17 protein-coding genes and 1 tRNA gene are annotated in these 18,867 nt (G+C 62.2%); 8 read left to right on the top strand and 10 right to left on the bottom strand.

From position 1 onward, the window contains the following. Positions 1-68: 68 nt before the first annotated feature. The gene (locus O4H53_RS12235) at positions 69-2,207 is read left to right on the top strand and encodes a matrixin family metalloprotease (RefSeq protein ID WP_269364026.1); all 2,139 of its coding nucleotides are present in this window, start codon (positions 69-71) and stop codon (positions 2,205-2,207) included. Positions 2,208-2,215: 8 nt separating this feature from the next. On the opposite strand, the gene O4H53_RS12230 is transcribed toward O4H53_RS12235, so the two are convergent. After that, the gene (locus O4H53_RS12230) at positions 2,216-3,790 is read right to left on the bottom strand and encodes a hypothetical protein (protein ID WP_269364024.1); all 1,575 of its coding nucleotides are present in this window, start codon (positions 3,788-3,790) and stop codon (positions 2,216-2,218) included. Between the two features lie 144 nt (positions 3,791-3,934). Between O4H53_RS12230 and O4H53_RS12225 the strand changes: the two genes are divergently transcribed. Beyond that, on the top strand, positions 3,935-5,131 hold the full coding sequence (locus O4H53_RS12225) for a phosphatase PAP2 family protein (RefSeq protein WP_269364022.1): 1,197 nt from the start codon (positions 3,935-3,937) through the stop codon (positions 5,129-5,131). Positions 5,132-5,139: 8 nt separating this feature from the next. Here O4H53_RS12225 and O4H53_RS12220 read toward each other — a convergent pair whose 3' ends face one another. Next, positions 5,140-7,143, bottom strand: a complete 2,004-nt coding sequence (locus O4H53_RS12220; RefSeq protein WP_269364020.1) for a hypothetical protein — start codon at positions 7,141-7,143, stop codon at positions 5,140-5,142. 673 nt (positions 7,144-7,816) lie between these two features. On the opposite strand from O4H53_RS12220, the gene aspS reads away from it, so the two are divergent. Continuing rightward, positions 7,817-9,670: an aspartate--tRNA ligase gene (aspS, locus tag O4H53_RS12215; protein WP_269364019.1), complete on the top strand. Its 1,854-nt coding sequence runs from the start codon at positions 7,817-7,819 to the stop codon at positions 9,668-9,670. A 37-nt stretch (positions 9,671-9,707) separates the two neighbouring features. On the opposite strand, the gene O4H53_RS12210 is transcribed toward aspS, so the two are convergent. Beyond that, complete coding sequence (locus tag O4H53_RS12210) at positions 9,708-10,184, bottom strand: hemerythrin domain-containing protein (RefSeq protein WP_269364018.1); 477 nt, start codon at positions 10,182-10,184, stop codon at positions 9,708-9,710. A gap of 141 nt (positions 10,185-10,325) precedes the next feature. On the opposite strand from O4H53_RS12210, the gene O4H53_RS12205 reads away from it, so the two are divergent. Then, on the top strand, positions 10,326-11,711 hold the full coding sequence (locus tag O4H53_RS12205; RefSeq protein WP_269364016.1) for a DUF1800 domain-containing protein: 1,386 nt from the start codon (positions 10,326-10,328) through the stop codon (positions 11,709-11,711). Between the two features lie 13 nt (positions 11,712-11,724). Then, positions 11,725-12,885, top strand: a complete 1,161-nt coding sequence (locus O4H53_RS12200; RefSeq protein ID WP_269364014.1) for a DUF1501 domain-containing protein — start codon at positions 11,725-11,727, stop codon at positions 12,883-12,885. A gap of 15 nt (positions 12,886-12,900) precedes the next feature. Here O4H53_RS12200 and O4H53_RS12195 read toward each other — a convergent pair whose 3' ends face one another. Beyond that, positions 12,901-13,083, bottom strand: coding sequence for a hypothetical protein (locus O4H53_RS12195; RefSeq protein ID WP_269364012.1), 183 nt, complete (start codon positions 13,081-13,083; stop codon positions 12,901-12,903). A gap of 218 nt (positions 13,084-13,301) precedes the next feature. Here O4H53_RS12195 and O4H53_RS12190 point away from each other — a divergent pair, with 218 nt between their 5' ends. After that, entirely contained in the window at positions 13,302-14,027 is a 726-nt protein-coding gene (locus O4H53_RS12190; protein WP_269364010.1) for a GNAT family N-acetyltransferase, read from the top strand. Between the two features lie 45 nt (positions 14,028-14,072). On the opposite strand, the gene O4H53_RS12185 is transcribed toward O4H53_RS12190, so the two are convergent. Further along, positions 14,073-14,792, bottom strand: coding sequence for a response regulator (locus O4H53_RS12185; RefSeq protein ID WP_269364008.1), 720 nt, complete (start codon positions 14,790-14,792; stop codon positions 14,073-14,075). Between the two features lie 151 nt (positions 14,793-14,943). On the opposite strand from O4H53_RS12185, the gene mce reads away from it, so the two are divergent. Together mce and O4H53_RS12175 are read left to right on the top strand one after the other, a co-directional pair. Continuing rightward, positions 14,944-15,348, top strand: a complete 405-nt coding sequence (gene mce, locus O4H53_RS12180; protein WP_269364006.1) for a methylmalonyl-CoA epimerase — start codon at positions 14,944-14,946, stop codon at positions 15,346-15,348. Between the two features lie 3 nt (positions 15,349-15,351). Then, complete coding sequence (locus O4H53_RS12175; protein WP_269364004.1) at positions 15,352-15,645, top strand: DUF1467 family protein; 294 nt, start codon at positions 15,352-15,354, stop codon at positions 15,643-15,645. Here the strand turns inward: O4H53_RS12175 and O4H53_RS12170 are convergent. From O4H53_RS12170 to O4H53_RS12150, 5 genes are all read right to left on the bottom strand, one after another. Beyond that, complete coding sequence (locus tag O4H53_RS12170; RefSeq protein ID WP_269364002.1) at positions 15,605-16,312, bottom strand: EI24 domain-containing protein; 708 nt, start codon at positions 16,310-16,312, stop codon at positions 15,605-15,607. The genes O4H53_RS12175 and O4H53_RS12170 overlap by 41 nt on opposite strands. Further along, positions 16,297-16,875, bottom strand: a complete 579-nt coding sequence (locus tag O4H53_RS12165) for a nitroreductase family protein (RefSeq protein ID WP_269364000.1) — start codon at positions 16,873-16,875, stop codon at positions 16,297-16,299. The genes O4H53_RS12170 and O4H53_RS12165 overlap by 16 nt, the downstream gene beginning before the upstream one ends. A gap of 9 nt (positions 16,876-16,884) precedes the next feature. Further along, the gene (locus O4H53_RS12160; RefSeq protein ID WP_269363998.1) at positions 16,885-17,991 is read right to left on the bottom strand and encodes a class II histone deacetylase; all 1,107 of its coding nucleotides are present in this window, start codon (positions 17,989-17,991) and stop codon (positions 16,885-16,887) included. An 83-nt stretch (positions 17,992-18,074) separates the two neighbouring features. After that, positions 18,075-18,548 (bottom strand): VOC family protein, encoded by a 474-nt coding sequence (locus tag O4H53_RS12155; protein WP_269363996.1) that lies wholly within the window; start codon positions 18,546-18,548, stop codon positions 18,075-18,077. Between the two features lie 162 nt (positions 18,549-18,710). Next, positions 18,711-18,787, bottom strand: a tRNA-Met gene (locus O4H53_RS12150). Positions 18,788-18,867 lie beyond the last annotated feature (80 nt).

Below are 18,867 nucleotides of genomic sequence, written 5' to 3'. Positions count from 1 at the left end.
TAAGGTTCCTTGAGCGACTTTCCGCTGCTAACCTGACGCGTATTCGTTTTTATGTTCAGGGAATCGTTATGCCGACAGTCGTTGATAATTATACCGCGATCCTTTCAGGTGCCACCTGGTCGGGCGAGGCGGCGACGCCCACGGTGGTGACCTATTCCTTTGAAACCATGGCACAGGACTATCTGCTTGATCGGGGGTTTTCACAGGAATACGTCGATAGTTTCCAGCAGTTTTCGAGTGCCCAGCAGGCGCTGGCCCGTTCGGCAATGGATGCCTGGGCCGCGGCCGCCGGCATCATCTTTGTCGAGGTTGACTCCGGCGAAGGCGACATGCGGTTTGCCAATTACAATTTCAACCTGGACCCCGGCCAGGGGAGCTTTTCCGGCTATGCCTACTACCCGGGCCGGACCATCGGGCAATACGGCGCCTATGAATCCGACATTGGCGGGGATGTGTTCATCAACACTGGCCGCGCAGGGAACATGAGCTGGGGGCTGATCGCGCATGAGATCGGTCATGCCATCGGGATGGAACACCCGTTCAGCGGCGATCTGGTCCTGGACGCGGCTTATGACAATGGCACTTACACCATCATGAGCTACAACCGGGGTGCCGTGAACCGACTGGGCATCTTTGACGTGGAGGCGGCCCAGCATCTGTACGGTGGGCCCGGTTTCACCCCGTCAACCACGGGCGGCATCACCAGCTTCGCGTTCAACGAGGGCAGCATGCGCGTGACCCAGGGATGGGGCAATGCCGCCTCGGCCATTACCGGGACCAGCCTGGACGATGTGATCGCGGCAGGGGCCGGGGACGATACCATCGGCGGTTTCGCGGGCAATGACACCCTGTCCGGCGAGGGTGGAAACGACCGGATCGATGGTGCGGACGGCAATGACCGGATCGACGGCGGCAGCGGCAATGACGACATCCGGGGGGGCAACGGCAACGACACAATCGTGGGAGGCGCGGGCAACGACACCCTTATGGGTGGTCTTGGCTCCTCGGACTATACATTCGTCGATCTGCTCGACTACTCCGGTGCTTTGGCCAATATCTTCGTCGACATTGACCGGTTTGAGACCAGCAACTTCCTGTCAGGCTATGCCGAAGGCGACGATATCGGCAGCGATGTCCTTTACGGCTTTACCAATATCCTGGGCGGTGCGGGCAATGACACCCTGGAAGGGTCCCGCCACGACAACCTGATCGAGGGCGGATATGGCGATGACCAGATCGAAGGGGACAGCGGCAACGACACCCTGCGCGGCGGCGTCGGCAACGACCAGATCCTGGGTGGCGAAATGGCCGATACCCTGCTGGGCGACGGCGGATTCGACACGATTCTGGGCGACGAGGGCGATGACTTCATCAACGGTGGCTTCGGCGCGGACCTGCTGCGCGGGGGGACCGGCAACGACCTGATCTATGGTGAAGACGGGTTCGACAACATCTACGGCGATGCGGGCAACGACACGCTTTTTGCGGGCGATTCTGCGGACCGTGTGTTCGGTGGAGACGGTGACGATCTAATCCGGGGCGGCGCGAACTTCGGTGGCACTGTCGATGGCCTGTTTGGCGAGGCCGGCAACGACACGATCTTTGGTGAAGCCGGTTTTGACCTGCTCAATGGCGGCGATGGCAATGATTACCTGGATGGCGGCAACCAGGCCGATAACCTGTTCGGCGGCGCGGGCAACGATACGCTGCTGGGCGGCAATGGCTTTGACCGGCTGTTCGGCGAGGCGGGCAACGATCTGCTGGACGGCGGGTCCTCCGGTGATGCGCTGCTGGGCCAGGACGGCGATGATACCATGCTGGCGGGCGAAGGCGACGACCGCCTGCTGGGCGGCTCGGGCAACGATGACATCCAGGGCGGCATCGGCAACGATTCGCTTTACGGCAATGCGGGGTTCGACACTCTGACCGGGGGCGCTGGCAATGATCTGCTGCGCGGCGATTTCAACGGCGATACCTTCGTGTTCGAAGAGGGCCACGGCCATGACACGATCATCGACTTCGATGCCAACAGCGGCCTTGAGGTGATCGACTTTTCAGGCATTGCCAGCATCCGCGCCTTTGTCGACGTCATGCGGGGGGCCACCCAAGTCGGCAACGCGGTCGAGATTGTCACCGGCGTGGACAGTTCCATCATCCTGCTGGGTGTGGACCGGGCCGATCTGGACCGGGGTGATTTCCTGTACTGACGGCGGCTCTACTTGCGCCCGACCAAAGACTGGCGCGCGCGGTCCAGATAACCTGACTTGCGCAGGGTATTTGACGGATAGCTTTGATCGAACAGATAGCGTTCGATGCTGAAATTGGTCTCGATCGTTTTCAGCTCGTTGACCTGTTTCAGGCTGTCGGCAGCCCTGTTCTGCGCCGCGTGCAGGCCGATCAACTGCCGCCGGGGCGCCCGGTAGGCAGGTGACCTTTCCGCCGCCAGCTTGGAGCTTGCAACTGCCTCTTCGGTCCGCTGCAGGGAAATACACAGCAGCGAATGGTGCAGGTTGCACATGGCCTCGAACTTGGAAAGGGCAGAGATGAACTTGCTCTGGCGCGACAGTTCATAGGCCTGATCCAACTGCCCCTGGGCGATGCGGCCCACGGACATGGCCTGTAGGGCGAACAGGTTGTTGGGGTTTTCGCGCAGCGCGCGCCGGGCCAGATTGACGGCACTGTCATGCCGCTCGAACAGGATCGCCTGCACGTTTGCGCTGACCGCCGCCATCATCGCATCACCCGGCGCCAGTTCTTCTGCCCGGGTCAGCAGCGCGGAGATTTCCTCAAGCGTTGCTGCGTCCTCGACCAGAAAGCCCTCCATGATCATGGAGGTCATCGCCCAGGCCTTGAGCGCCAGGTAAAGGCCTGCATCCATTTCGTCATTCGCGATGTCCAGCACCGAAAGACTGGATTGCATTTCCACAGGATCAAAGGTCAGAACCTTGCGCAGCGCCTTCTGCACATGACCCGACCGCATCGCCAGCGGACTTTGGTCGCGCCGCAGGCCGGGCAGTTTTTCCAGCGTCAGGTCCGCCACGTTCCAGCAGAACCGGCCCAGAACCTCCTGACTGCGCAGGAAATTGTTGAGATCCTCGGCAAAGCAATGATCGGAATGCACGATTTCGTCCATCAGCGGGTCGATGACCTGGACAAGGATCGCGGCACCGCCGTCCTCTTCCTCGATGCTGGTGCGGATCACCAGATCGGCATTGGTTTCGGTGATCGTGCGGCGCGAAGCGGCGATAAATTCGCTGATGATCTTGCCGACCTGATCGTTCACGATCTGCTGTTTGGCATTGCCGGTCGAGGATTGGTTCCAGGGTTCGCCGCATTGGATCGTCACCCGCCCCGGCAATTGCGCGTCCGACCGGTTGGCCCCGCTCCGCCGCAGCATCATGCGTTGCTGCATCAGCCAGTCGTTGAACTCGGGATCGGGGATGACAAGACCTTCGAGAAACTCGCGCGTGCTTTCGGTATTGTCGATGTCGGTTTCGATCCGGTCCTGTTCCAGCCAGACCGACGTACGATCAGATCCGAGGATTTCGGCAAATTCGCCAAGGTTCTTGCGGATGTCCACAAGGGTGGTGCGCAGACTGCCCCGTGCCTGTTCGCTGCCACGATCGCTCCACAGTTTGTCTTCCAGCCAACGCCGCGACCTTGTGTAATTGTCGCTGCTTGCAAGCATCGCCAGCAGGCCCATGGCCTTCTTTCCCCTTGGGGTCAGCGCATCCCCCGTCGGAGAGGAAATGCAGAAATCACCCCGCAATCTGATCCGTACAACCGTCATGACTCTGCCCCAGGCTCCCGCCCTGCGTGTAACCCCCGTCAGACGCAGTGAAAAAACCGTTAATAAAGGCCCGTTTCCACGCTGTCTGTTGACCCGAGACTAAGCGCAGGCTGTATTGAATACAACGGTTCTCGGAGGGGTGGTATGACGGGTCTCAGCGCGCTTAATGGCCGGAACGGTCGAAATGGCAGAAACGGGCGGAACGGCAGGAATGGCCGGAACGGGCGCAATGGCCGTGACGGCATCTTCTTTGCGGGGGGCGAGACCAGCGGACAGGTCAGTGCCGCGCTGATGTCCACATTCGAAGGGATCACCCGCCAATGGGACGCAACATTGCACCGGCCACGCACCTCTGCCCCCACGACCAACCTGCCTGCGCTGTCGCCTGACCTTGCCGCGTTTGAACGCCACGAGGGGTTTTTCCGCAATCACATCATCGACTACAACCTCGATCACCTCTTTGCCCCGCTTGTCCTGAACGCCCCGACAGAGGTGGTCCTGCAGGAGGCCGGTGCAGCCACGCCGATCTATACATTGCCCCTGCCACAGGGGGCCGATCCCCAGACGCCGTTCCGCGAGGTTCTGAATGCCTATCTCCGGGGCCAGATGCGCTTTGTGAAAAGCAGCGCCGCATTGCGGGACGAGCGGTTTGACGAGATCCATGTGCAGCAGACCGACACGCTCAGCTTTTTCGGGGCGCTGATGGCGCTGGACGACAACCGCACCCCCTGGACGCTGATGTTGCTCGACGCGATCCTGCGCTTTGGCACCTATATCGAAATGCCGGTCAAGCTGCATCTGTCCGCGACACGCCCGAACGAGATGTCGGGTTTTGTCCAGCCGATCATCCAGCCGCCGAGCCACGCCAGCTTTCCCAGCGGCCATTCGGTGGAGGCCTTTGCCGTGGCCACCGTTCTTCATGCGCTGTCCACGGACACGCCCGGCAATGCGCCCTATTCAGCGCAATCCGCCTTTGCCGCCACCCAGCCGCCGACCGAGGCAAGCCTGCTGATGCGGCTGGCCGCGAGGATCGCCGAGAACCGCACCATTGCCGGTGTCCATTTCCCTGCTGACAGTTTTGCCGGGGCCGCGATGGGCATGGCAATTGGTGAATATCTGGTGAACGCGCTCAGCGGTGCTGCGCAGACCGGGGCCTATCGGCTTGAGACCGCCAATATCGCGTCGCGCGACTTCAACTTTGACACGCTTGCCTTTTCGGGTCCGCAGAAAGCCTTTGATCACGCCCCGGCCTCGGTTGCGGTGGACGGGTCGATTGTATCGCCGCTGTTGCGGGACATCTGGGCACGGGCGCGGGCAGAAATGCGGATCGCGAATTTCTGACAACGCGCCTAGGTGGTCGGCGGCATGCCGACCTGAACCAATTCACGGCTCAGGATCGCGGCAGCGCCGCTTGACCCCGACAGCCGCGAGCCGGTGCCGGAATAGGTGCCGGTCGTGCGCTGCCCAAAGGTGAACACCTGATCCACCACGCGATTCTGGGTCTCGGCACCCGACCCGGCCCAAAGCGCGCCGCGCGATGCATAATCCGCTGCCGTCACCTGCCCCAATACATCCTTTTGCGCCCCGACCGTGTGAATGCGCGGGTGGCTGGCGCTGGCATAGGCACTGCAGGTTCCCTCGTTGGTCAGTGGGGCCAGGACGTCCCAGCCGGGATGGCCGTCCTGGACAACGGGCACGGCTGTCCCCTCCAGGAACGATTGCCGCCCGCCGATGTTGAAACCCGGCGCGGTATCGCCACGCTGTACCTGCAGCACCAGGTCGACCGGCGCCGTCGTCGTGTTGGTGATGGTGATGCGCCAGTCGCCCGCAGGCGCGATCGGCAGATCAGGATCAATCCGGCGCGTCGGCGCGATGGCGAGGTTGTAGAACCCCAGGCAATCCGGACGCCCGCTAACCACCCGTTCCGGCGCGTGGTACAGCCGCGCGGGTGCGCCGCTCCGGGCGGCCCCCAGCGGCGGCACCGCCGTACCGGGCGCAGGCGCGGCCTGTATCACCTGACCACCGTCCGGCGCGGTGACCGTCATCTGCAAACCCTCGGGCAGGCTGGTCAGATGCGGTGTGCCTGCGCTGCTCAGGGTCCGTATCTCAAGGAAATTCGGGACCGGATCGTCAGGCTGGATCACCCAGACCAGCGGATCAGAGGTCGCACCCGGCGCGATCTGGACCCGCGCCACCTGCTGCGCGTTCAGGCTGTTGCCATAGGCATAGACCACATGCACCTGCTGGCCCAGCGCCTCCGCAAGGGTGATCTCGCGGTGGATCTGCGCCTCGATGAACTTGCCGCCATCCTTCTGCCCCGCCAGCACGCCATAGCTGATGTTGATCACCAGCCTGGCCTGCGGTGCCCGCCTGCGCGCCTCGGCGCAAAGCCACCGAACCCCCTGAACGATATAGCTCTCGCTATAGCTGCCGGTGGTGTCCACCGCCGCTTCGGGCGGCAATTGCACCGCCATCAGGGGCACGGCGCAGGGGTTGTCCGATGCGCACATGTCCTGGCCATAGGCCAGATCGGCGACCGCGGTGCCATGGCTTTCGACAGGCGGGGGCCGGCGAAACGGATCCCAGACATGCAGCGCATCGTTGATGTCGCCGTAGATGCGCAGCTCATCGCGCGGATCACCGTGGATCATGGCGTCAATCTCGGCCTTGCGCAGGACACGGCCAAGCTGCACCGCGTTGATCGGCGGTAGTGGCGTGCTGGCCAGACATTCGCGCGACTGCAGCCAGACCGCCTCGAACCGGGTGTTGCCTGCCTCGGGACCGTCGCGATGGCGAAAGGTCGTGTTCAGAAAACCGATGTCATTGTCGATGACCGCACCGATCACCTCTGCCTGGGGCAAGGGCTGGCCATTAACACCTTGCAGCGCCATGTCCATGAAGGGGGCCGGTGCAGGGCGGTACAAGGCCGGTGCGCCAAGGTCGATCACCTCGAAAATACTGTCGTATTGCTGGTGCTCTGCCAGGCTGCGGGCAATCGGACGATACAAAAAGAACTCAAGCGGCGCATCTGCAAACAGCGCATGTTCAAGGCCGATCAGCAGGTCATTGATGTCAAAGGCCAGATCCTGGCCGGACAGAAATAGCAGTTCGGGCAGCGCCAGCAGGCTGGCCCCGGCAGACAGGTCGGCAGCCTGCAGGACCCCCTCCACCTGACTGCGCGACGCGGGGCATAAACATTCTCTCACCCGCACGAAGGCCGGTTCGTAGACCGCCATACCCGTATCCGACGCGACCTGTTCAAGCGAAGGGGCCGGCCCCTCGACCGCCCGGTCCATCAGATCGGCCCAATGAAGGTATCCGTCCCAGAAATAATCTTGAAGCGTTTGTGTCATCTGACCCCCGGATCACCCCTCTTTGGAGTTTGGGCGCGCGGCTTGCCACGGGTCAAGCGCTCAGGTGACCAGCGCAAATATTAACGGTTTACTAACGTGCAACTCACGACCGCCCGGCTACACTGAACCTGGCTGTCTAGGCTGGTGTTTGTGACCCGTGTGGGGGTGAAGTTGCCGCAGTGATCCCGGACAGCGCAAAATGTCCGGGTGAGTGTTCGGTGGCTGCGCTTTATATTTTATGCCGCTTGGGTCGTGATCGCCTGGCGTGCGCAGGGTGCATTACATCCTGTGTGCGCCACCTTCCCCTTCCGGGGAGCAAAGGGCGATCAGGGTAAGGTTTCGCTGCCACCGTGCATCGGCGGCAGTTACGCCGGACATGACCGGCGCGGGGCTTTGTTCCGCACCGTTAAAGAGTTGGTATCGCGCGCCATGAGAATAGGCTCATAGACGCAATACCCCCGACACCTCCCCGTCGGGCAAGGCCGGGTCGCCCCCTGGGGTCGACCCGGCCTTATTTTATTTTCCGACATATTCCGGTGCTGGCCGCATGCCCGCGGCACAACGCAGCGCAATCCCCCGCAAAAACGGGAAGCGGAACCCGCCGCGCCCTTGACTTCCGGGGCGGCAAAAGGTGTACCTGCGCCAATTCATTCAGCCCTGAGGGGGACCGCACATGCACGCCTATCGCAGCCATACCTGCGCCGATCTGAACCTTGCGAACAAAGGTGATACCGTGCGCCTTGCCGGATGGGTCCATCGGGTGCGCGATCACGGCGGCGTGCTGTTCATCGACCTGCGCGATCACTATGGCATCACCCAGGTGCTGTGCGATCCCGACAGCCCCGTGTTTGCCCAGGTGGAAAAGGTCCGCTCTGAATGGTGTATCCGGATCGACGGGCTGGTAAAGGCCCGCGCGGAAGGTCTGGTAAACGCCAAGATCCCCACCGGCGAGATCGAAGTCTATATCCGTGACATCGAAGTGCTGGGAAAGGTGAACGGCGACCTGCCCCTGCAGGTTTTCGGCGATCAGGAATACCCCGAGGAAACCCGCCTGCGCTACCGCTACCTCGACCTGCGCCGCGAGAAGATGCAGAACAACATGGTGCTGCGCTCTGACGTGGTGTCCTCGATCCGCAAACGGATGTGGGATCAGGGCTTCAAGGAGTTCCAGACTCCGATCATCACCGCGTCCTCGCCTGAAGGTGCGCGCGACTTCCTCGTGCCGTCGCGCCTGCATCCGGGCAAGTTCTATGCCCTTCCCCAGGCCCCGCAGCAGTTCAAGCAATTGCTGATGGTCTCGGGCTTTGACAAATATTTCCAGATCGCACCCTGTTTCCGCGACGAGGATCCGCGCGCCGACCGGTCGCCCACCGACTTCTACCAGCTCGACCTTGAGATGTCCTTTGTCGAGCAACAGGACGTATTCGACACCATCCAGCCCGTGATCACCGGCGTCTTCGAAGAGTTCGGCGGCGGCAAGAAAGTCGACCAGACCTGGGAGCAGATTTCCTACAAGGATGCGGCGCTCTGGTACGGATCGGACAAGCCCGACCTGCGCAACCCGATCAAGATGCAGGTGGTCAGCGATCATTTCGCCGGTTCCGGTTTCGCGATCTTTGCCAAGCTGCTGGAGCAGGAAGGCACCGAGGTCCGCGCCATCCCCGCGCCCACCGGCGGCAGCCGCAAGTTCTGCGACCGGATGAACGCCTTTGCCCAGAAGGAAGGGTTGCCGGGGATGGGCTACATCTTCTGGCGCGAGAAAACGGCGGATGCCGTGGCACAGGAGTTGGGCATCACCGTGAAGGAAGCCCAGGCCAAGCTGAAATCCGGCGAAGTCGAAGGTGGCATGGAAGCGGCAGGCCCGCTGGCCAAGAACATCGGCCCCGAACGGACCGAGGCGATCCGCCAGCAGCTGGGCCTGGGTGTCGGCGACGCCGCATTCTTCCTGGGCGGCAAGCCCAAGACTTTCGAGGCCATCGCGGGCCGCGCCCGCAACATCATCGGCGAAGAACTGGGCCTGACCGATACGGACCGCTTCGCCTTTGCCTGGATCGTGGATTTCCCGATCTACGAAAAGGACGCCGAAACCGGCAAGATCGACTTTGAACACAACCCCTTCTCCATGCCGCAGGGCGGGATGGAGGCGCTGCAGGGCGATCCGCTTGAGGTATTGGGCTTTCAATACGACCTGGCCTGCAACGGCTATGAACTGGTCTCGGGTGCGATCCGGAACCACAAGCCCGAAATCATGTTCAAGGCCTTCGAGATTGCGGGCTATGGCGAAGAGGAAGTGCGCAAGCGCTTTGGCGGCATGGTCAACGCCTTCCAATATGGCGCCCCGCCCCACGGCGGCTGTGCGGCGGGCATCGACCGGATCGTCATGCTGCTGGCCGAGGAACAGAACATCCGCGAGGTGATCCTGTTCCCGATGAACCAGCGCGCCGAAGACCTGATGATGAACGCACCCAGCGAGCCCACCAGCGACCAGCTGATGGAATTGGGGCTCAGGGTGATCCCGCAGGAATAAGCTGAAAAGGGCTGCACATTGTTGCAGCCCTTTTTCGTCAATCCTCCAGCGAATCTTCCTTCTTTTCCTCGATCAGCCCGCGCTCTTGCTTCTTGCGGGCCTCGAAACGGGTGCCGAAACCTTCGATCTCCTCGGCATCGATGACCTCCCTGGCGCGGGAAAACACCTCGTCTTCCTCTTCATCCATGTGATGTTCGTAGTCGTGCCTGAGCGTCTTGAACCTGGTCAGCCAGCCTGGCGAGGACATGTCCATCTCGTTCAGCTCTTCCATCAGGTCATCCAGTTGCTGGTGCTCATGCACCGAATGACGCGCGGCGTCCTGGCCCCAGGTCTTTGAGATCAGCTTGGAATAGAAGGTCTCTTCCTCTGCGGCGGCATGGGATTTCACGTCATGGTAAAACCTGCTCCAGGCGTTCTGACGCTCTGTGCTGGCGCCGCTTGTTTCCCCGATTTCCTGCAGCAGGCTGCGGTGCAGGTCGTGATCGGCTTTGATCGCATCATAGATTGTGGGCATGGTGGTTCCTTTCGGTCATCGCGGCCCAACGCGCTTAGATTGGGCGCGGTTCCCGGCCAAATTCGGCCTGTGGTCAAATGCCAGGGATGCAAAAGCAACCGTGACGTATTATCTTGGTGAAAGAGCCGGTTTGGAGACGACATGGGCTTTTCACCACATCTTGCCGAAAGGCGCTTTGGCTATGGCGCATCGCCCCTCGTCGCGCCGCCTGCCTCTGTTGCGGCCATGCTCGACATGCTGCGCGGTGAAGATGTGATGGCCCGGCAATTCCCGATCCCCGGGTTTCGCCCGTTTCAGGACGCCCATATCGTCAAGATGCGGTTTGACGCCTTCGCCCGCAAGGAAACCACCAGCCCCGAACAGGCCGCGGAGGCCCGCAAGAAATCGGATGCGATCGTGCATGATTTCATCCGGCAACGGCTCCGGTCCTTCGGGCAGATGCAGCTGCGGCGCATCCATGGCACTGACAGCTTCCGCGAGCGGCTGGTCGCCTTCTGGGCGGATCATTTCACCGTGCAGGGAAAGTTCTCCATGCTCAAACAGGCGGTCCCCGCCTATGCGGAGGAAGCGGTGCGGCCCCATGTTTCAGGCCGTTTTGTCGATTTGCTCACCGCCTGCATCACCCATCCCATAATGCTGGAATACCTGGACCAGACCACCTCCATGGGACCGGGCAGCAAGCGAGCGCAGCACGACGGCAACCGCCGGGGACTGAACGAAAACCTGGCGCGCGAACTGCTGGAACTGCATACTTTGGGCGTCGGTTCCGCCTATAATCAGGCCGATGTGCGGCAGATGGCCGAACTGCTGACCGGCCTGACCCGCACGCGCGACTATACATTTGTCTATCGCAAGGGCTGGGCGGAGCCGGGCACCGAAACCGTGCTGGGCAAGACCTATGGCGACCGCAAGGACATGACGCCGATCCGCGATGCGCTGAACGATCTTGCCCTGCATCCCGATACGGCGCGCCACCTCGCCACCAAACTGGCGGTGCATTTCGTTGCCGATACCCCGCCCGAAGACCTGGTTGCGCGGCTGACGACGGCCTATCTGGACAGTGGCGGCGATCTGATGGCGCTTTACGAGGCGCTGCTGAATGACCCGCTGGCATGGCAGATGCCCGCGACAAACATGCGGCCACCGCTGGAATACGTCAGCACGGCCTTGCGGGCACTGGCGGTGCCGCCGGACCGCATTCAGGCGTTGAAACCCAAAGAGACCCGCAATTGGTTCCTCGGCCCGCTGAATGTCATGGGTCAGGACTGGCAGAGCCCGTCGGGGCCCGATGGCTGGCCGGAGGCCGATGGCGCATGGGTCACGCCGCAAGGCGTTGCCGCCCGGCTGGAATGGGCGATGACGGTGCCATCCCGCCTGCTTGGCGACCTGCCGGAACCGGAGGCATTCCTGCGCAGCACCCTGGGCCCGGATGCCCCGGAGCCGTTGAAATTCGCAACCGCCGCTGCCGAGACACGCGCGGTCGGGATCGGGCTGGTGCTTGTCTCGCCCGCGCTTCAGCGGCGCTAGAAAGGGGATAACGATGACAGACCGGCTTTCCCGCAGACAGCTTTTGACCCGCGCAACCGCCATCGGCTGCTCGCTGGCCGCCAACCCCTTGCTGACCCGGATGACCTTTGCCCAGGCGCCCTGGGACACCCGCCTCGTTGTCATCATCCTGCGCGGCGGCATGGATGGGCTGGATGTGGTGCGGCCGATGGGCGACCCGGCCTATGCCGCATTGCGGCCCGGCCTGCGGACCGACGGCGCGCTGGATCTTGACGGTTACTTTGCCTTGCACCCTGCGCTGGCCGGGCTGATGCCGCTCTGGCGGCAGCAGGAGCTGAGCTTTGTCCATGCCGTATCCACCCCCTACCGCGACAAGCGCAGCCATTTCGATGGCCAGGACCTGCTGGAGGCAGGCACCGCCGAACTGGGCGATGGCACCCGCGACGGCTGGCTGAACCGGTTGCTGCAGCAGATACCCGGTGCGGGGCGGGACACGGCCTATGCCATCGGCACAACGCCCCTGCCGGTGCTGGAGGGCGCTGCACCGGTTTCGAACTGGGCACCGGAGGCCAATCTGAAAATCAGCCCGCAAGCCATGCGGCTGGCCGCCCTGGTGATGGAGGAAGACCCGGCCTTGCACAGAGCTCTGGCCGAAGCGGAAATGCTGGCAGAGACCGGGATGGATGACAAAGGTGGCCGCGCCCATCACCAGATCGCCCGCTACGCGGCAGGCAGGCTGCGGGGCGACGCGCGCATCGCGGCCTTTTCCCTTGGGGGCTGGGACACCCACCGCGCCCAGAGCCGGGTCCTGCCGCGCAGCCTTGCCACGCTTCAGGACTCCATTCTGGCCCTGAAAGACGGGCTGGGCACAGATGTCTGGGGCAAGACGGCGATCCTCGCCATGACCGAATTCGGGCGCACCGCCCGCGAAAACGGGGCCGGTGGCACCGATCACGGCACCGGGGGGCTGGCGATCCTCGCCGGGGGCGCGATCAGGGGCGGGCAGGTCAGCACCCGCTGGCCGGGGCTGGAAGAGGCCGATCTTTATGAACGGCGCGACCTGATGCCAACCGGCGATGTCCGCGCCACGGCGGCCTGGATGCTGCGGGGCATTACCGGCGTGAACGGCAATATTCTGGAAAACAACGTCTTTCCCGGGCTGGAAATGGGCAGCGACCCCGGGTTGCTGGCATGATGCCAGCAGTAGGTATCAGAAGGCTGCCGTAGCCGTCACATAGTGGCCCAGGCTGGCGACCAATCCCGCCTCGCCCGCCTGAATGGACGCGGCAACCACGATCAGGAACCCGACAAGCGAAACCGTAAGGACAATCCAGTCCACCTTGCGGGAGCCGCTGTCTTTCTTTTCTGTCTTGTCACGTTTGGCCGGAAACATCTGGCGTCCATGGTTTGTGCTGCATTCCTGCCATTTCAGCAGGGCAATAAGGCGATATTAGGCTGTCACCGTGCAGGTTTTGCGGCGCGGGGCAAGAAACGGACACATCCCTGGCCGGATCCCACGGCGCGGGACCGGCCCCGGCAAAGCTGTTCTGGACGATCCGGCCAGCGCATTATCCTCTTTCCCAATGCCTTTGCTGCGCATATCGTTTTGCCATGACTGACGTTTCTTCCCCTTCGCGGCCTGTCGGACCGCCTGTACCAAACTGGACGCCGCCGCCGCGCCCTTCGGGTGACACCATGACCGGCAGCTATGCGCGACTCGCGCCGCTGTCGGCAGATGTTCACGCCGCCCTGCTCTACCGCGCCTATGCGGAGCATGACGCGGTATGGGACTATTTGCCCTACGGGCCATTTTCATCTGCCGCGCAGTATCATCGCTGGGCGCGGGAACATGAGGGCCAGCAGGACCCGTTTTTCTACGCGATCCGCAATCTGGAGAGCGGGGCCTGGGAAGGGGTGGCGAGTTATCTGCGCATCAACCCGGCCGCCGGCTCAATCGAGGTGGGGCACATCAACTTCAGCCCGGCGCTGCAACGCACCCGGGCGGCCACCGAAACCATGTACCTGATGATGAAATGGGCCTTTGAAGCAGGCTATCGGCGGTATGAATGGAAATGTGACGCGTTGAACATGCCCTCCCGCCGGGCCGCGCAACGGCTTGGGCTGAGCTATGAGGGCATTTTCCGTCAGGCTGCGGTGGTCAAGGGGCGCAACCGCGATACCGCCTGGTTTGCGGCCATTGATTCCGAATGGCCCGCGTTGAAAGAAGCCTTCGAAGCCTGGCTTGCCCCGGCCAATTTCGACAAGGACGGTCGGCAACGCGAAAGCCTGGGCGATCTGACCGGCCTTGTCCGCGCCGCCAGCGATCCCGCGCTTTGAGCGCGGGCTTTGCCATGGGGTTTGCAGGCCCCGGCCCCACTCCGGCTAAATCGCGACCTTGTCGGTCAGGCGATGCTGAATGAGGCCAGCGAGGATCGCCGTCTCGGAGGCGGCAGCCTCTCCCAATGCTCTTTTCGCGGCCAGCGCATGTGCCGCATCTTCCAGCGGCTTGTCCTCTGCAAGCCGTGCAACACCGGTCAGGAACTGCGCCGCGTAATCCAGCGCATGGTCATCGGGCGGATCCTCCAGCACCTCGGCGATATGGGCCATATCGTCCTGCAATGCGATGCGGTCGGGAATGACCACGGCGTTGTCCAGAACGCGCGGCCCCTGCGGGTGACGCTCTTCGGGCAGCAGGGACAATATCTTTTCCTGAAAATCCGCGATCGTGACAAGCGGTTTGGCAAGGAACCCGTCCGCCCCCGCTGCCATCGCCTCCCCCTCCAGGAAGGTGTCGCCGGACATCGCCAGCAGTGCCTGCACCCGGGGCTGGCTGGCCGCAAGTTCCGCAATCAGGTCGGTGCCATTGCCATCGGGCAGGCCAAGGTCGATGACGACAATCGAAGGGCGGTAGACCTGCAGATGCCGCCGGGCCGACCGCAGGCAATCGGCCCGCCTGATCCGCGCACCCGACCTTAGGCAAAGCAGACGCATCGCGTCGCAGGCATAGCGGCTGTCCTCGATCACAAGAACCGTGAGGCCCAGCAAGGGGCGTGCTGCCGTGGGTTGCGGAAGTTGGGCGGTGAAGGGATCGATGCTGTCCATTGTCGTCTCCAATCCGATAACGACTCAGAGAATATCCAGCGATGGCTAATGCGCCGTTAACACCGCAGGACCGCCGCCGCGCGCAGGTGTCACATTGCCCTCGCCCCGGCTTGGGGCCATAAGGCAGAGGCAAACCGGAAGGATACCTGACATGATCGGACGTTTGAACCATGTGGCCATTGCTGTTCCAGACCTGGAGGCAGCGGCGGATCAGTATCGCAATGCGCTTGGGGCCAATGTGGGCGCACCGCAGGACGAGCCCGACCATGGCGTGACCGTCATCTTCATCGAATTGCCCAACACAAAGATCGAATTGCTCTACCCGCTTGGGGAAACCTCTCCGATCCAGGGGTTTCTGGACAAGAATCCGTCAGGCGGCATTCATCACATCTGCTACGAGGTTGATGACATCATCGCTGCCCGCGATCACCTGCAATCCACCGGCGCGCGTGTGCTGGGCACGGGGGAACCGAAGATCGGCGCACATGGGAAGCCGGTTCTGTTCCTGCATCCCAAGGATTTCAATGGCGCCCTGGTCGAGCTGGAGCAGGTCTGAACCATGGGTATCACCTCGGGCATTGTCCTGTTTGTCGTGATCTGGGCGATGATGTTCCTGATCATCCTGCCGATCCGGGTGCAGACCCAGGGCGATCTGAACGACATCGTGCCGGGCACCCATGCCGGTGCGCCGGAACATCACCACCTTGGGAAAAAGGCGCTGTGGACCACTGCCATCGCGGTGGTCATCTGGGCCGTGGCAGCCACTGTGATCCTGTCGGAATGGATCAGTATCGCGGATGTGGAAACCTGGTTCAGGGCCGGCGCATGGTCAGGCCGTGGTACAGATGGGTAAAGGTCGCAGCCCCCAGGATCGGGATCAGCAGATTCACCAGCGGCACTGACAAGGGCATCGCCATCAGCGTACCGGCCACCCAGATCGTGCCGATGTGCTGTCGGCGCAGCGCCTTTGCCTTGACCCTGCCGACCCAGCGGATCGCCACCATCGTGAAATATTCACGGCCCAGCAGGAACCCGTTCATTGCCCAGAAGATCAGCGGCGCAAAGGGCGGGAACATCAGATAAAGCACGATGGCAAAGATGTTCGCGGCCAGCAGCACGCCAAGGAAACTCACCGTATCGCGCAGGGCATCGCCAAAGGATACCGAATGCGCGCGGGGCAATTCCGGGAAATGTTTCGCCTCCACCGCGTCCGCAACCTCGTCCAGGAACATCGAGGTGATCGCCGAGGCGACCGGGATCATCAGGAACACCGACAGGAACATCAGCAGGAACGCGGCGCCCCAGGACAGGAAATCATCAATCCACTGAACCTCGCCCAGGATCGGAAGCCAGATCTCATCGGGCGTGATCGCTTCGGTGAACCAGGCAAAACCGGCGGTGAAACCGATCAGCAGCATCAGCGACAGCACCACACCCAGCAGAAAGACCCGGCGAAACCGCGGGTCGCTCAGCTGTCCGAGTGCAAGGAAGAATGAATTGACGATCAGTCCGATAGCCATGTCGTGATGCTCTCTATTTCGGGGCGCGGCCGTTCCGGGGGGGTGGAGGTCTCCGTCCCGATGTGAATGATCCCGGCGATCCGTTCGTGATCTTCCAGCCCCAGACCGTCGCGCATGAAGCCCCGATCATGCGAGGGCCAACCGGACAACCAGTTCGCGCCCCAGCCACTGGCCAGCGCCGCGTTCAACAGCGACAGACATACCGCCCCCGCCGAATAGGTCTGCTCGATTGCGGGCACTTTCTCGGACGGTCTTTGCACTTCGATCACCACAACCGCCAATTGCCCGTCGTCGAACTGGCTGCGGCCCTTGGTAATCTGCTCTGGCGCCAGGCCCAGCTCCTGGCCCCGCTGCCCTGCCACCTCGGCAAGGTTTTGCAGCGCGCCCCGCTCCAGCACGATAAAGCGCCAGGGCTCCAGCTTGCCATGGTCCGGCGTCCGGGCGGCGGCTGTCAACAGCGGCATCAGCGCTGCGCGATCCGGCACGGGCAGACCCAATGTCTTTGACGGGCGCGACCGCCGGGTCTGCAGGAAATTCAGGGCGTCGGGATTGGCGATGGGCATATTCGGTCCTCAGAGTCCTAGTGTTTTCGCCATGTCGTCTATCGACTGGCGCAGGAAGGCATCAAAGGCTGGCGAAGGCTGGCGGATGTTGAATGCTGACAACATCGGGTCCGGTGCCGTGATGGCACTGCCCGCAAGTGTCGCGATGGTGGCATGGCCGCAGAACGGCACATAGGCTTCGGAATACCCCCCTTCATGAACCAGCACAAGGCGGCCATCACAAAGGCGGGCCGCCGTGTCCTTGATCCGCTGGGTCATCTCAGCAAAGGTTGCCGAGGTTGCCTGCATCCGGGCAAGCGGGTCAACCATGGAGGCATCGAAACCGCAGGCGACAATGATCAGGTCGGGCTTGAAAGCCTCGATTGCGGGGATCACAACCCGGTCCATCGCGTGCAGGTACGCTGTATGACCTGACCCCGCGTGCAGCGGAAGGTTGATATTGGCACCGTCTCCGGCGCCCCTGCCCCGATCCGTTATCTTGCCCGTTGTGGCGGGATAATTGCCTTCCTGATGGAGCGAGATCGTCAGCACGTCGTCGCGGTCGTAGAAGATCTTTTCCGTCCCGTTGCCGTGATGCACATCCCAATCCAGCACGACGACACGTTTCACATCGCCCCGCGCGATCGCGGCCTCGACGGCGATGGCGATATTGGCGAGCAGGCAAAAACCCATCGGGCTGTCAGGCTCGCAATGGTGGCCCGGCGGGCGCGTCAGCGCATAGGCGTTGTCGAGCTTTCCCGTTGCCACCGCCTCAACCGCGGCGCAGGCCAGACCCGCAGAGAGGGTCGCAATTTCGTAGCCACCCCGACCGAAGGGCGCATGATGACCGATTTCGCCCCCTTCGGCGTCAGATACCGCCTTGAATTTATCCAGGTATTGCGCGGGATGAACCCGTTCGAGGGTTTCGCGGTCCGCTTCCGGCGCACTGCATTGAACCAGTTCAGCGCTCAACCCCGTGACATCCATCAGGTTTTTCAACCGGCGCTTTGTCTCGGGGCTTTCGGGAAGTCCACCGCTGACCTGCGGCTGTACCAGCCCGCCCACCGGCAATGTCAGGGCATAATTGCCGCCCGCGTGCCAGAAACAGCGTTCGTGCCAGTAAAATCCAGTAGCCATGATACTTTCCCTCCAGAAACCTTGCGCCGAAACTGGCGCAGCGGAACGGGATTGTCCATCGTGGACGCCTGATCAATAGGGGCTCAGGGCGCCTCGGCCAGCAGGGCGGCAACGTCGAGCCGCTCATTGACCATCAACAGCTTTCCTGCGGCATCGCGGGGCCAGTCTGCCTGCGCCCGATCACGATAGATCTCGACCCCGTTTTCATCAGGATCGCGCAGATAGATGGCCTCGCTCACCCCGTGATCCGCAGCGCCGTCCAGTGGAATGCCCGCTTCGACCACCCGCTTGAGCACGGCCGCAAGGCTGGCCCGGTCCGGATAGAGAAATGCCGAATGATAAAGCCCGGTATGCCCCGGCGGCGGCGGTGTGGCGCCCAGGCTCTCCCAGGTATTCAGGCCGATGTGATGGTGATAGCCGCCCGCAGACAGAAAGGCAGCCCTATTGCCGAACTTCTGGGTGATCTCGAACCCCAGAATATCCCGGTAAAACGCGATGGCGCGGTCAAGATCACTGACCCGAAGGTGTATGTGACCGATGGTTGCGTGATCTGTCATGGCGGTTCCTTTCCTGTCTTTCTCAACAGATAGGAGATGCGCGTGGGTGTTACGAGACCCAGAAACGCAGACCATTTGTGCAAATCTGAAGAAAGACCGCCGTTGAAACAATAAAAACGCCGCATAAAGCGACGTTGAACGGCGGATATTTCGGAAAAGACTTGGTTGCGGGAGTAGGATTTGAACCTACGACCTTCAGGTTATGAGCCTGACGAGCTACCGGGCTGCTCCATCCCGCGCCACTAAGTCGAGTTATCTGATCATCGAAGAGAGATACAAATTTTAGCGTTTCCAGTTTATGTTGTATCGCCCCTACCCT

It is taken from the genome of Sulfitobacter sp. G21635-S1, from assembly GCF_027213915.1.
Lineage (GTDB): Bacteria > Pseudomonadota > Alphaproteobacteria > Rhodobacterales > Rhodobacteraceae > Sulfitobacter.
Note: the sequence above shows the minus strand (reverse complement) of the source record. Positions and strands in the feature narration are given on the sequence as shown.